This window comes from Flavobacterium sp. (assembly GCF_049240005.1).
Taxonomy (GTDB): domain Bacteria; phylum Bacteroidota; class Bacteroidia; order Flavobacteriales; family Flavobacteriaceae; genus Flavobacterium.
Window position 1 is genome coordinate 1 of sequence record NZ_JBMLTK010000098.1, and the last position, 13937, is coordinate 13937.

Consider the following 13937-nt stretch of genomic DNA (forward strand, 5'->3'; position numbering starts at 1 on the left):
AGGTGTAGGGTTTTTGTTGCAATTACAACGCAATGTTATATTATCATTAAATTAAGTCGTTTGTAGTTATTAAAATGAATGTTATTCTTGCAACTGACTTGCTAAAAAACAGCCATAAATGCAAAAATATCGGTTAAAATCCGAAAAAGTTTTGGTTCCTGTCGTCAAACTTTGATAATTTTTGCTGTTTAAAAAAATGCATTTTTGTTTTTTTATCTAAGCTAAAAATATAAATTTGTCGCTTTCATATATTGAAAAATTAACCTTTTTACTCAATAGTTACATAAGTACAAAAATTAAAAACTAAATTATTTTAAGATGGCAAATGCAACAAACGCTGGTGCAGCGAAGAAAGAATCAGGATCAAACGGTGGAAACCTCTTTTCCGCAATTGTAATTGTAGCCTGTATTGTAATTGGTACAATTATTTGGAAGTTTATCATGGGTAATCCAGATAACTTTGAAGGAGGCGACCCAGAAGGGCACCCGCTACCAGGAAACTACCTAGCAATGGTATACAAAGGAGGTAAAATTGTACCGGTTTTGATGGGATTATTGTTGATGGTACTTGTGTTCTCTATCGAGCGTTTCTTCGTAATTTCTAAGGCAGCTGGTACAGGAAACTTAGATAAGTTTATGAAGTCGGTTCAAACAAACATCAGCTCTGGAAACATTGATGGTGCTATTGCAGATTGTGACAAGCAGAAAGGTTCTGTAGCAAATGCAATTAAAGCAGCTCTTATCAAATACAACGAGGTGAAAAAAGAAGGTTTCGACAGCGAAGCAGCTACTGAGACCATTCAGAAAGAAATCGAAGAAGCTACTTCATTGGAAATGCCAATGTTGGAGAAAAACCTTACTATCTTGTCGACTTTGGTATCGTTAGGTACGCTTGCGGGTCTTCTTGGAACGGTAATGGGTATGATCACGGCGTTTGGTGCGTTAGCAACTTCAGGTACTCCAGATCAAGCAGCTCTTGCAAACGGTATCTCTGAAGCACTTATCAACACAGCAACAGGTATCTCTACATCTGCTCTTGCGATCATCACTTACAACTTCTTCACATCTAAAATCGATACATTAACGTATTCAATTGACGAAGCAGGTTCTACAATCGTAGCAACTTACAGAAGATTTAAAGGAAGCTTAAGAGGTTAATTTTTATAATATAATCTCAAAAAGATAAAAAATGGCTAAAGTTAAAATGTCAAAAAAGGTAACGGCAATCGACATGACTGCGATGTGCGACGTTGCGTTTTTATTGTTGACATTCTTTATCTTAACCGCAACGGCAAAACAACCCGAACCGCTACCGGTGGAAACACCCAACTCAACGGTTCAAGTGAAATTGCCTGATACAGATCTAGCTATCATCACAATTGGTGATAGTGGTAAGGTTTTCTTTGGTGTGAAAGCGCCAGACGTTCGGATTAAAACCTTAGAAGCGATCGCGGAAAAGTATAGACTGTCTTTTACTGAAGAAGAGAAAAAACGCTTCAGTTTGATGGAAGAGTTCGGAGTTCCTGCTAACCAGTTGAAAGTCTTGATTAACCTGACTTCATCGGAGCGCAACCAAAAAGGTTTGCAAAAAGGTATTCCGCACGATTCTCTAGATAACCAGTTGGCTGATTGGGTTCGTGCTGCGCGTAACGCAAACGCAGAAGTAAACCAGAAGCAACTAAACTTCGCTATCAAAGGCGATGCGAAAGAACAATATCCACAAATCAAAGAAGTGATGGATATTCTACAAAAGCAAGAAGTGAACAAGTTTAACTTGGTAACTGGCTTGAGAAGCGATAACTTTTAATAAGAAACTAAAATGGCTGAATTAAATACCGGCGGCGACGACGGCGGCAAAGGCAAAAAGAAAGTTCGCAGTAAGAAACAAAACTCGAAGGTTGACTTAACCGCGATGGTGGATTTAGCGTTCTTGTTAATCACCTTCTTCATGCTTACAACCTCTTTATCAAAACCTCAATCGATGGATTTAGGTATGCCCGATAAAGATGATAAGAATCAGGAGGAAATTAAAATTGCGCAAGAGCGTACCATGAACATCGTGATCGGTCCGGATGGAAAATTAAAAAGCTACATGGGGCAGTTAAATGAGCCTATCGAAGCTGTAAAAGATTTCACTTACGGTAAAGAAGGTATTCGCAAACAAATTCTTGAGAAGATGGTTTCCGTGCCGCAATTTATGGGTGATCCTAAAAAAGGATTGATCGTATTAATCAAGGCGGATAAGAAATCAACCTACAAGAACTTAGTCGATATCCTTGATGAAATGGCAATTTGTAAAGTACCAACTTATGCAATTGTCGATATCACCAAAGAAGAATCCGCTCTATTTAAATAATCTGTCTTACAGGCAAAATTGAAGTAGTTATGAAATTAGATATCTATAGACAGAAATGGCTCGACCTAGTTTTTGAAGGTCGAAACAAAGAATACGGAGCATACGAATTGCGCAAAAAGAATCCAAAAGTAACGATGCTTGCGCTACTTATCGGTGGCGTAGGTTTCATGGTTGCAGTTGGACTCCCCGGTTGGTTACCCGACGGAAAAGATGAGGCGGAAGAAGAGAAAGTAACTATGGTCGATATGGCTAAACTCGCTCCACCACCACCAGATAAGCCGTTGGTTCCACCACCACCACCACCGCCACCTGCTCCTAAGATTGATGAGGTAAAATTCGTTAAACCCAAAGTCGTTAAGAAAGAAGAAGTAGTTGAAGAAATTAAAACTATCGAAGAACTTAAAGACAAGAACGTTGGTGCAAAAGACGTCAAAGGTCAGGACGACGGTCGAATCGTAATCGAAGAACCAAGTGGAGACGGCCCAGCTGATTCTAAAGTGGTTGAAGATAATACTGTATATAATGCCGTGGAGGTAAAACCGGAATTCCCTGGTGGACCAGCAAAATTTATGGAATACATCAGAAAGAACTTCCGTGTACCAGAAGATCTTGAAAATGGCGGAAAAATCATCGTCCAGTTCGTTGTTGAAAAAGACGGATCGTTAACCGACATCAAAGTACTTCGTGACATTGGTAGCGGTACAAAAAATGAAGCCATGCGCGTAATCAAAAATTCTCCGAAATGGAAACCAGGTGTTCAAAACGGTAAAAACGTTCGTGTACTATATTCACAACCAATTACAATACAGGCGCCAGAATAGTGAACGCACTTAAAAATTCAAATGGTAAACCACAGAAATCGCTACATCAGCGATTTCTGTTCGTTATAGGTATTCTGTTTTTTGCAGCCTACCTCGTTTTAGGTCTTATGATTATTTTCCTAAAATCAATACCGTTTAACATTTCCGATAATTACCGAATCCTCTTAGGCTCGGTGCTTATTATCTACGCTTTTTTCAGATTCATCAGATTGTTTCAACAATATAAGTAACACCATGAAGTCATTTTTCTATATCGCAATCCTTGCACTGACAATTGCTTGTGGTAAATCTAAAGAACCAACAACGGATACCATTCTTAAAGGTAAGGTTAGTATTCTGGTAGAGAATTCAATGTTGCCTATTGTTGAAGAACAAGAACAAGTTTTTGAAAGCCAATATCAAGCTAACATTACGCTGATTCCCGCAACCGAATCGCAAATCAGCGCTAACATGTCGGCCGATAAAAATCGAATCGCATTTCTGCCACGCCGACTTACAGCTGCCGAAGAGCAGGCATTCAAGAAGAAGAACATCAACGGAAAGATCACTTTTTTTGCATTCGATGCCTTAGTCTTCTTTCAAGCAAGAACGGTTTCAGACACGCTCCTAAAAGAAGAAGCAGTGTACGAACTCGTAAAAGGTCAAAACGTCGATAACAAACGACTTGTGTTCTGCAATGCCGACTTGAGTCTTTTGGAGAACATCAAACGCAAAGCAAACATCACTAAACTTGAATCGACAAATGTTTCCGGTTTCGAAACGGAACTCGATGTAGCTAATTATCTGCTAAAAAATGAGAATGCCATTGGCGTATTACCGCTAAATCGCGTACTTTCGCCATCTTTCGAGTTTGAACAAGTTCTGCCGAAACTTCGAGCCATGGCGGTAAAAAGTGTTAAAAAAGCAGATAAGCGCGAAAACTACTTTAAACCCAATCAGGCCAATATCGCCGAGGGTTTATATCCGTTTTCACGAACGCTCTATCTGTTAAATTATCAAGGTCGCCCGGGTTTAGGTATGGGTTTTGCCTCATTTATCGCAGGAGACATCGGTCAGCGAATCGTTCTGAAATCAGGTTTGGTGCCAGTAACGATTCCTCCAAGAATAATTGCAACGAGAAAGAAAATTATCAAAAATTAAAATTAATTAGGTATGAACAAGATGAGATTATTTAGCATCGGATTAATCGCTCTAGCTAGCGGTGCCTTTGCACAAGATATCGAACAAGCTAAAAAAGCCATCGAAGCTGAACAGTTCGAAAAAGCTAAAAAGATGCTTAAAGCCGCTATTGCCGCTAAGCCAGATCAGGGTAAAGCATACCTAATTTTAGGAAACGTGTACCTGATGCAAAAAATTCAGGACTCTGCCGTAGCGACATTCAAAACAGGTATCACAGTTAAAACAAATCCAAATTTTAATTACATCGGTTTAGGTCAAGTCGACCTCGACAACAGCAACACATCCGGTGCGCTTGCTAACTTTAACAAAGCACTTGAGGTTGCTCGTAAAAAAGATTACGAAGAGTTGATGTACATCGGAAAAGCGTACACCCATTCAACCAATCCTGATTACAAAAAAGCCTTGGAGTACTTGAACAAAGCCAAAGAAATCGCTCCAACAAATCCGCAAGTACAATTAGCACTAGGCGACGCACTGCTTGGAGATAAAAACGTAAACGAAGCGTTTTCTGCTTACAGAAATGCCGCTGATACCGATCCAACGCTCCTTCGTGCCAAATTGCAGTTAGGTGTGCTTAAGAAAGGTTCTCGCGCATTCAATGAAGCAAAAGCCGATTTCGACAACATTCTCGCAGCTAACCCAAATTACGGCCCAGCTTTTCGTGAACTTGCCGAAACCTACTACGTGTGGGCGCTAAACGATAAGCCAAAGTATGCTGAATACAACAAGAAAGCGATCGAATACTACGAGAAGTACATGAGTATGACCGACTATTCCTTGGATTCAAGAATGCGTCATGCCGACTTCCTAGTACTTACCAAAGATTACAAAGGCCTCGAAGCTGAAGCATCTGCAATGCAAAAACTCGATAAAGTAAATCCAAGAATATTGCGCTACTTGGGTTATTCTGCTTACCAAAACGGAAATGTAGATGCTGCTATAACCGCATTAAACGACTTCTTCTCGAAAGATAAAGCCAAAATTATTGGTCGCGATTACCTGTACTTAGGTTTGGCTAAAACGCAAAAATCCTTAAAAACTACACCTGGTGCAGATGGTAAAGATACCCACACCATCGAAGAACCGCTCTTTAATGCCGGTATCGCCGATATTCGCAAAGGTGTGGAAATGGATCCAGCAATGGCAAACGAACTGAACGATTTTGGTAAGAAATTCTTCGATCTTAAATTGTATAAAGAAGCAGCTGCGATCTATGAAATTGCAACGACCAACCCAAAATCACGTAACTTCTTGTACGACAATTTCTACCTAGGATATGCTTTGTACTTCTCTAACGCTAATAAAGAAGAAGGTCAAATGGATATTCCAGCGCTTAAAAAAGCCGATACCGCTTTCGCAAACGTAATTGCCGAAAGTCCAAATACACAAGATGCTTACATCTATAAAGCACGCGTTAATTCTTTGATCCCGAACGATCCAGCTGCCGAAGCCGAAATGGTTAAAAACTACGAAGAGTACGTAAAAGTAGTTACCGCCAAAGGAGCTGCAGAAGTAGCCAAAGAATCAAACAAAAAGAAATTTATCGAGGCATACAACAACATCGGAATTGTTTACGCAAAAACCGATAAAGTGAAAGCTAAAGAATACTTCGAAAAAGTACTCGCACTCGATCCAGCCGACGAAACAGCACTCAATACCATTAAATTGCTGAAATAGTCTGAACGATTATCATTGAAAAGCCGGTCTCAACGATCGGCTTTTTTTATGGATCGAAGTTTCTCATAAATACGCTCTTTCAAAGGATTAAAACCAAAGAATTGACCTATATTTGCAGGCTTTTTTACAACTATGGCACTACCTTCAGAAATACAAGAACAAGTGAATCTCGGTTTGCAATTACCGCTCATGGAGGCGTTTTATACCGTCCAAGGCGAAGGCTATCACACCGGAACTCCCGCGTATTTCATCCGTGTCGGTGGTTGCGATGTGGGTTGCCATTGGTGCGACGTTAAGGAAAGTTGGAACGCCGATTTACATCCGCCCACTTCCGTAGAAAATATTGTGGCTGAAGCCGCTCGATTCTCTAAAACTATTGTCGTTACGGGAGGTGAGCCGCTCATGTGGGACATGAATCCGCTTACCCACGCACTCAAAAATGCCGGCATGCAAATTCACATCGAAACCAGCGGCGCCTATGCACTTACCGGAAACTGGGACTGGATTTGCCTCTCACCCAAGAAAACAAAACTACCCGTTGATGAGGTGTATCAAAAAGCAAATGAACTAAAAGTTATCGTTTACAATAAAAACGATTTCAAATTTGCCGAAGAACAGGCCGCAAAAACCAATCCCAATGCGATACTCTTCTTGCAGCCCGAGTGGAGTAAACGCGATGAAATGACGCCGCAAATCGTCGATTACGTGATGCAAAATCCCAATTGGCGCATCTCTTTGCAAACGCACAAATTCTTGAATATTCCTTAAAACCTGAGTTCGATTCAAAAATTGCGGTCAGAAAACAGATGAATGGTTGATTAATACCGATTGGGACTGTAAAATAGGCTAAAGAAAAAAAGTTGTTTTTGAGGCAGAACAATGCAAAAAAATGTTGCATAGCTGCGCTACGGAAAATTTTTTTAAAGCAGTTATGGCTTAAAAACATTTTTTTATTAGGCTGTTTTATAGATCCAATTGGTATAACAGGCAGATTTTTATTGGGATACTGTAGTATCGCAAAAAAATCTAACGAAGTAGGCAGCCGTTGATCTGTTTAGCGTGAAAGGCAATTCTTTCCAATCCTATTTGATTTTACAAATTATCGATTTCAAGCGATCTGACAAAGATTTTTAATCGAACACAGGTTGAAAGTTCCTCGCTTAGTTTTTGGGCGGCAATTCGCGCTTTCCACTACAAGTACGCAGTAGCAAAACCGCATTTTAACATGAGTTCGATATAAAAATCGAAGTTAGAAATCATTTAAATAGTTGATTACAAGGCGTATTTTCTTTGGGATACCGAGGTATCTCAAAAAAATACAACGACGTTGGCGACTGTTTAAATGATTAGCTGTTGCTATTAGTCGATCAAAAGTAGTAACAGGTCACCTAAAGTTTTCATTTCAAGCGATCTAACAAAGATTTTTCTGTCGAACTCATGTTACTTTAAACTGCAAGGGCTTCTTTGGTCGCCTTGCATTTTTGTAAACTGCTGGTTTTGCTACTTTGCGCGCTTTTCGTTTCAATCGCGGCCGCGGCAATCGTTACCTAAAAATTGTTACCTATTCCAGTTCCTTCAACAAAGCCGAAACCGAGGCTTCCGTTTCTGTTAGCTTCGCTTTGCAAATTTTTATCAGTAAGCCGGCGCGCGCCACTTTTTCCGACAGCACGTCAACGGCAATTTCCCCGCGTTCCATCTCCAAAACCAAGCGATTTAACTCTTCGAATGCTTCCGTATAGGTAATTTCAACTTGCTTCGTTTTCATTTTTTTCAATCAATTTCGTTTGTACTGTGCCGTCATAAAGTTCGATTTCCAATTCCTGACCGGATTTCAACTTCTTAGCCGACGTAATTATTTTTCCGTTTCCACGAATCAAAGCAAAACCGCGTTGCAACACCGACCGCGGATGCATAACTGCAACTGTTCGTTCCAAATGCGTTAATTCCTGCTGCTGTATTTCGAGTTTTCGAACCGATTTCTCAGCAACTTGCCCAGCAAATTGTGTCAACTTCCCGCGCTGGTTTCCCACCATTCTTTCGGTCGAGAGCGTAATGCGATACTGCTGTTCGCGCAGCGCCAACGAACTGCGTTGAAGCTGTTTTCCAGTACTGGCTTTAAAGGTTTCCGACTGCCGTTGCAAGTGCACCAACAACCGTGCAGTAAACAGTTTCGTTGCCGCAACCAGTGATCTTTGATTCGCATCGATTTTCTGTTTGTTTTCGCGCACGATTTTTTCCGTTAACACACGAATTTTGTCAGTAGCTCGTGCAATCTCGTCATCAAAACGCCTGTACTGTTGCAATAGTAATTCGGCAAGTTTAGTTGGCGTAATGGCGTTGGTATGCGCAACCAGTTCGGTTACGGTTAAGTTAGTGGCATGTCCGATTCCGGTTAAAACAGGCAGCGGAAAAGTAGCTACCGCCCGCGAAAGTTCGTAATTGTTGTAACAACTTAAACCTACATCGCCGCCACCACCGCGAATAATGGCGACTGCATCGAACTCGTGTGGCGTTTTTGCAATCTCCCGCAATTGCTGTTGTATGCCCGTTACCGCCTGCTCGCCTTGTAAAATCGATGGAAACAAGTGTAAATCAAAACAATATTTTTCGCTCGATTGCGCTAAAATTTGCAGAAAATCGGCGTATCCTTTCGAACTTTCTACCGAAATTATAGCTAAGCGTTTCGGCACCAAAGGCAGTGTTTTTCTTTTGTTCGATTCGTAAATACCTTCCTTTTTTAATTTGGCAAGTGTCAGGTTTTTCTCTGTTTCTAAATCGCCCAAACTGTATTTCGGATCGATTGCTTTGATTTGCAAACTCAAACCGTACATACCGTCGAAAACAACTTTTACCAGCATAAGTACTTTAATGCCGTCTCGAATGGGTTCGTTTAGTAACTCTAGAAACGTACTGTTGGCTGTGTCAAAATCGCTTTTCCACATTTGCCCGCGAAACTGCGCGACGACTTTTCCGTCTTTCTTTTCTACTAATTCTGGATACGCATGTCCGGAATGCGGGTAATAATTGAGTTTGTTTATTTCTGCTACCACCCAATAGCGTCCAGTATACCTTTTTTCAATGACCGATTTTAGGCTGTTGCCCAAATCAGTGAGTGTATATGTTTTTGCAGCTGTTTCCATCAGCAGTTGGCCCAGTAAATTTTGGCTAGATAATCAAAATGCTTTCCTTCAAAAACGCGTTCTGCAATCAAACCAACGGTTTCGGCTTTTTGGCGTAAGGTTTCAAAATCAACGTACAGCCATTTAAACGATTCCCGATTTCCGCGGTAACTCAAATGATAGTCGAGTTCTCCGTAGTAAGATTCTCCGTTTAATATCGATTCCGCATCCTCTTCGTCTGCAAACATGTAGGCTAAGTCGCTACTGTCGAGCAAAATTTGGCCGCCAGGCGTAAGTTTTTGGGCAATTTGCTGCAAGAAAAGAGACAAATTGTCTAAGGTTCCGGCCAAACCGCTGCCGTTCATCAGTATTAAAACCGTATCAAAACTAAAGTCGGGAAAGTCGGTTATGGTACCCAAATGTGTTTGCAGTACGCCTCGCGCTGTTGCTATTCGAATCATGTGCTCGGACCGGTCGCAAGCCACAACGTTTTCGCCTTTTTCTTGTAAATACAAGCTATGCGAACCGCCGCCACAGCCTAAATCGAGTATGCGTCCGCAGCATCGTGCCAAAGCATCTCGTTCTAATGCGGGCATTTGCAAGCTATCGCGCAGCAAATATTTCATAGAAATACGATCGGCAGCCGAAATAGATGTCGATGCGTACAAAGGAAATTTCTTTTTGTGGAAAAAGAAATCCGACAAAGCTGAGCCAAATAAATCTGTCAATGGATGAGAATTTGCTGGCGCCGTATTAAATTAGCGCAAAAATTAACCTTGGAGTCATTCGAAAAAACGGCCCGCGAAAGATTTAGTGAAAATAAAAAATATCTTTCAAAGTTAAAAAAGAAAGCACCGGCAAAATTAGATTCGGTGATGCAGCAATTGCACGATGCCGAATTTAAACGCACCGATTGCTTGACCTGCGCCAATTGTTGCAAAACAACCGGCCCACTTTTTACCAAATCGGATGTGGAGCGGATAGCAAAAGTACTTCGTTTGAAACCAGCTGCATTTGAGCAACAGTATTTACGCACCGATGAAGATGGCGATTTGGTTTTGCAACAAGTGCCTTGCGTGTTTTTGGATGCCGAAAATTATTGTACCATTTACGAACACCGCCCGAAAGCGTGTCGCGAATATCCGCATACCGATCGGCCGAAGTTTCATCAAATTACTGAACTCACAGCACAAAACACCTTGGTTTGTCCGGCAACCTTGCGTATTGTCGAGGCATTAAAACAAAAGTTACCGATGTAAGTTCTAGACAAACAAATCCTCTTCGTGAAATTGCAAGTAATCTTCGGTTGCTTGTCGGCCACCAATGAAATCAACTAGTTTGTCGATAGCGGTTTGCAAATACGCTAATATTTGTTGCACCCAAGATTTAGCGATTTCGAAATACGTGAGACCGATTTCGATGTAGTAGTTAATTTGGTCGACAAACGCATGGAGTTTATCCATAAGATTGAGTAGGAAATCTGCTTTTTTCATAGCTGTAACGGTTTGATATGTTAGCAAATTACTCATTCGTTTTTAGGCATCCTACTAGATTAGTGATACTTTAACACGGAACGTTCTCTCGGTACGATTTCGCACAAGGGATGGCAACGAAAATAAAAGGGCTTGGGCGCTATTGAAGCCCGAATTTGGGTGGCGACCAGCGGAAGCCGACCGAATGCGTTGGCTGAAACAGCGCCCAAGCGGTTTTATTGCAGTGTACAGCCCGACCTGCCGCATGCGCTTCGATGAGTTTTCATGCGGCAGGATGTGCCCAAAAAAAACTACAGCGAAGCCGATTGATAAATGAGGTATTTCTGGCGCTGATTTTTGAATTCGATTAAGCCGCTTTCCCAAGTCGCGCGAATTTCGGACGCCGACATGCCGCTCTCGATTTGTTCCTGCAATTTGGCAGTTCCGGCCAGACGCTCGAAATACGACGTAAAGAATTTCGATTTATCGGGCGTGTCTTTATACGCCTGCAGCAGCCATTTGAGTTCAAGACGATCTATAAACGGATGCTCGCTCAAGTCTTCGCCGTAACAATCTTTTCCATTGTAAGGCGGGTTTTTACTGCCTAAATTCGGTTCGGGAGTGAAACAAAACGTGTGCCGGCTTAAATACGGAGAACCGAAGATTTGAAACTGCTTATCGGTGCCCCGACCCACACTCACATTTGTGCCTTCGAACAAGCACAGTGAGGCGTACAGGTTTATGGAAAGATCGTTAGGGAGGTTAGGCGAGGGGCGAACCGGCAACGAATACGGCATATCGCGCAGGTAACCCGAACACGCAATTACATACAGCATGCATTTCTTTCCGTTTGCCAACCAGCCTTCGCCGTTGATCATGCGCGCGTATTCGCCGATGGTCATTCCGTGTAAAACCGGCACCGGATGCATGCCTACAAACGATTTTTTTTCGGGCTCGAGTATGGGTCCGTCAACAATCTTCCCGTTCGGATTCGGACGGTCAAGAACCACAACGGCGATGCCTTTTTCGGCACAGGCTTCCATTAAATAGTGCAAGCTACTGATGTACGTGTAAAAGCGCACGCCAACGTCTTGCAGATCGAAAACCATAATGTCGATGCCGTCGAGTTGCTCCGGAGTAGGTTTCTTTTTGTCGCCGTACAGCGAGATGATCGGTAGATTTGTTTTAGAGTCTTTGCCGTCGGAGATGAGTTCGCCGTTGTCGGCTGTACCTCTAAAACCGTGTTCGGGCGCATAAATTTTCGTGAGATTTACGTTTTTTTCAATGAGGAAATCAACCAAGTTTTTGCCTTCCACCACAGCCGATTGGTTGGTGAGTACGCCCACGCGCTTGCCTTCGAGTAATTTGCTGTAGCCATTGAAATTGAGTGCACCTACACCAAATATTTCGGTTGGAGGTTCCTGGGTAACGATACTTTCAATGATTTCGGGTTCTTTAACAACAGTATTTACGTGCAGCGGTTTTGCTGCAAGGGTAGTTTTTGCGGTTGTGCATGAATAGTTTAGCATCAGCAATAGCAGGGCCGACGCTAGAGTCCAGGCGTTTTTGTGTACTTTCGGGAAAATCGATCTCGTGTTCAAGGCAGTTTTGGCTAATTTTATCGCGAATTTAAATAGTGCTTCTAGTGAATACGCCATTGTTTATCGCATCTAGACTCGTCAAATCAAAAGGGCGTAAAAATAGTATATCTGGTCCTATAATTAAAATTGCAATTTCGGCAATCGCGATTAGCATGCTAATGATGGTCGTTTCGATTGCCAGCGGCATTGGTTTGCAACGTAAAATCAGAGAGAAAATTGCGGCGTTTAATGGGCATATTTCGATTTCAAATTTTGATGAGAACGAGAGTAAGGTGTCGGTAAATCCGATATCTACCAAGCAAACGTTTTATCCGACGTTCACTGCCATACCCGAAGTCACGCATATTCAGGGTGTAGCCACCAAAGCGGGAATAATACGTACACCGAAAGCTTTCGAGGGCATTGTGTTTAAAGGCGTTGGTACGGATTTTAAGTGGGATAATTTTGACGAGTACCTCGTTGCCGGTAGGTTGCCGAAGTACGGCAGTGCAATGAGCAACGAAGTTTTGTTGTCGGAATATCTCGCAAACCGATTGGGATTAAAAGTGGGTTCAAAGTTTGTGACTTTTTTTATGCGCGATTCGGCGGCAACACAACCATTTCGACGCAGCTTCAATGTGGTAGGAATTTACAATAGCGGATTTAAAGATTTTGATCAATCGTATGTCATTGGCGATTTGAAGCACATTCAGCGCATGAATAAATGGAGTGCCGATCAAGTAGGCAACTTTGAGTTGTTTGTTTCCGACTTTGATCGGTTAAAAGAAATAGGCGAATCGGTGTACGAGGAAATTCCGTCGACACTCAATGCGGTTACGATTTTAAAGAGTCATAGTTTTTTATTCGAATGGATGGCTTTATTCGACTTTAATATTATGCTGATTATTGGCTTTATGGTTGTCGTGTGCAGCATTAATATGAGTGTAGCTTTATTGGTGCTCATTTTAGAAAAAACGAAATTAGTTGGTATGCTAAAAGCCTTAGGTGCGGGCAATTGGTTTATTCGAAAGGTTTTTATTTACCAAGCGGTGTTCCTGATTGGTCGCGGTTTACTCATTGGCAATGGCCTCGGGTTGCTGGCGGTTGGCTTGCAATATTATTTTGGCCTTGTAGAGTTAAATCCCGACAGTTATTATGTTAAGGTGGCGCCGGTTTTTTTAAACATACCCCTTATTATGTTGGTTAATCTGCTTACAATTGGCGTTTGTTTGTTGGTTTTAGTGGTTCCGTCTTATTTAATTACCAAGATTTCGCCGGTAAAAGCCATCGCGTATTCCTAATTTTTCTTCTTTTTTTTTGGGCAGCCCCTCGCCAGTTTAGTGGAAGTATGTTTGCGGCTTCGGGCCGGGCCTTTCACTTCAAGCGCGTTTGTTTCAAACCGTTCGGCATCGCTGCGGCGGGGCTTCTGAGGTCGCCGCACCGCAGCGGCCTTCATAGGTTTTCAACTGCCGTGGCTTTTCGTTGCAGTCCCTGCTGCGCAAAATCGTGCCGCAAATACGTTGCCTGAGTCACGTTCCAGAACGAAAAAGCTTGGTCAAGCCGGATTCAAGTGCCAAAAACCAATTTTAATCGCTTTTCTGTCTCTTTGTTTATCAGCGAGTTAAAAAATAATTGCAAAATAGTTGCCAAAAAGTTTGGAAAAGGGGTTTTAGAAGTTCTACTTTTGCACCCGCTAAACCGAACAGGCGCGGCGTAGGTTCTGAGTTTTTTTG

14 protein-coding genes are annotated in these 13937 nt (G+C 42.0%); 9 read left to right on the forward strand and 5 right to left on the reverse strand.

Going from position 1 to position 13937, the window contains the following annotated elements:
* Positions 1-318: 318 nt before the first annotated feature.
* The 7 genes from ACOVQQ_RS10105 to ACOVQQ_RS10135 all read left to right on the forward strand — a co-directional run bounded on the left by ACOVQQ_RS10105 (position 319) and on the right by ACOVQQ_RS10135 (position 6801).
* Positions 319-1158 (forward strand): MotA/TolQ/ExbB proton channel family protein, encoded by an 840-nt coding sequence (locus tag ACOVQQ_RS10105; protein ID WP_298142977.1) that lies wholly within the window; start codon positions 319-321, stop codon positions 1156-1158.
* A gap of 31 nt (positions 1159-1189) precedes the next feature.
* Positions 1190-1807: an ExbD/TolR family protein gene (locus tag ACOVQQ_RS10110; RefSeq protein ID WP_298142975.1), complete on the forward strand. Its 618-nt coding sequence runs from the start codon at positions 1190-1192 to the stop codon at positions 1805-1807.
* 12 nt (positions 1808-1819) lie between these two features.
* Positions 1820-2356 (forward strand): ExbD/TolR family protein, encoded by a 537-nt coding sequence (locus ACOVQQ_RS10115; protein WP_421818094.1) that lies wholly within the window; start codon positions 1820-1822, stop codon positions 2354-2356.
* A gap of 29 nt (positions 2357-2385) precedes the next feature.
* A complete protein-coding gene (locus ACOVQQ_RS10120) occupies positions 2386-3177 on the forward strand; it encodes an energy transducer TonB (RefSeq protein ID WP_421818095.1) in 792 nt (263 codons plus the stop codon).
* A gap of 234 nt (positions 3178-3411) precedes the next feature.
* Complete coding sequence (locus ACOVQQ_RS10125) at positions 3412-4317, forward strand: PstS family phosphate ABC transporter substrate-binding protein (protein ID WP_421818096.1); 906 nt, start codon at positions 3412-3414, stop codon at positions 4315-4317.
* Positions 4318-4329: 12 nt separating this feature from the next.
* A complete protein-coding gene (locus ACOVQQ_RS10130; protein WP_421818097.1) occupies positions 4330-6033 on the forward strand; it encodes a tetratricopeptide repeat protein in 1704 nt (567 codons plus the stop codon).
* Between the two features lie 132 nt (positions 6034-6165).
* On the forward strand, positions 6166-6801 hold the full coding sequence (locus ACOVQQ_RS10135) for a 7-carboxy-7-deazaguanine synthase QueE (protein WP_421818098.1): 636 nt from the start codon (positions 6166-6168) through the stop codon (positions 6799-6801).
* 793 nt (positions 6802-7594) lie between these two features.
* Here ACOVQQ_RS10135 and xseB read toward each other — a convergent pair.
* From xseB to ACOVQQ_RS10150, 3 genes are read right to left on the reverse strand one after another with little or no spacing between them, the layout of a single operon-like run.
* Positions 7595-7798 carry an exodeoxyribonuclease VII small subunit gene (gene xseB / locus ACOVQQ_RS10140; RefSeq protein ID WP_298142956.1) on the reverse strand — a complete coding sequence of 68 codons (204 nt, stop codon included), beginning with the start codon at positions 7796-7798 and terminating at the stop codon, positions 7595-7597.
* The gene (gene xseA / locus ACOVQQ_RS10145; protein ID WP_421818099.1) at positions 7779-9173 is read right to left on the reverse strand and encodes an exodeoxyribonuclease VII large subunit; all 1395 of its coding nucleotides are present in this window, start codon (positions 9171-9173) and stop codon (positions 7779-7781) included. The genes xseB and xseA overlap by 20 nt, the downstream gene beginning before the upstream one ends.
* Positions 9173-9880: a class I SAM-dependent methyltransferase gene (locus tag ACOVQQ_RS10150; RefSeq protein WP_421818100.1), complete on the reverse strand. Its 708-nt coding sequence runs from the start codon at positions 9878-9880 to the stop codon at positions 9173-9175. The genes xseA and ACOVQQ_RS10150 overlap by 1 nt, the downstream gene beginning before the upstream one ends.
* Before the next feature lie 3 nt (positions 9881-9883).
* Here ACOVQQ_RS10150 and ACOVQQ_RS10155 point away from each other — a divergent pair, with 3 nt between their 5' ends.
* Positions 9884-10411, forward strand: coding sequence for a YkgJ family cysteine cluster protein (locus ACOVQQ_RS10155; protein ID WP_421818101.1), 528 nt, complete (start codon positions 9884-9886; stop codon positions 10409-10411).
* 3 nt (positions 10412-10414) lie between these two features.
* Here ACOVQQ_RS10155 and ACOVQQ_RS10160 read toward each other — a convergent pair whose 3' ends face one another.
* The gene (locus tag ACOVQQ_RS10160) at positions 10415-10645 is read right to left on the reverse strand and encodes a hypothetical protein (RefSeq protein WP_094486009.1); all 231 of its coding nucleotides are present in this window, start codon (positions 10643-10645) and stop codon (positions 10415-10417) included.
* Positions 10646-10935: 290 nt separating this feature from the next.
* Positions 10936-12153: an exo-beta-N-acetylmuramidase NamZ family protein gene (locus ACOVQQ_RS10165; protein WP_421818103.1), complete on the reverse strand. Its 1218-nt coding sequence runs from the start codon at positions 12151-12153 to the stop codon at positions 10936-10938.
* Positions 12154-12269: 116 nt separating this feature from the next.
* On the opposite strand from ACOVQQ_RS10165, the gene ACOVQQ_RS10170 reads away from it, so the two are divergent.
* Positions 12270-13505, forward strand: coding sequence for an ABC transporter permease (locus tag ACOVQQ_RS10170; RefSeq protein ID WP_421818102.1), 1236 nt, complete (start codon positions 12270-12272; stop codon positions 13503-13505).
* Positions 13506-13937: the final 432 nt, after the last annotated feature.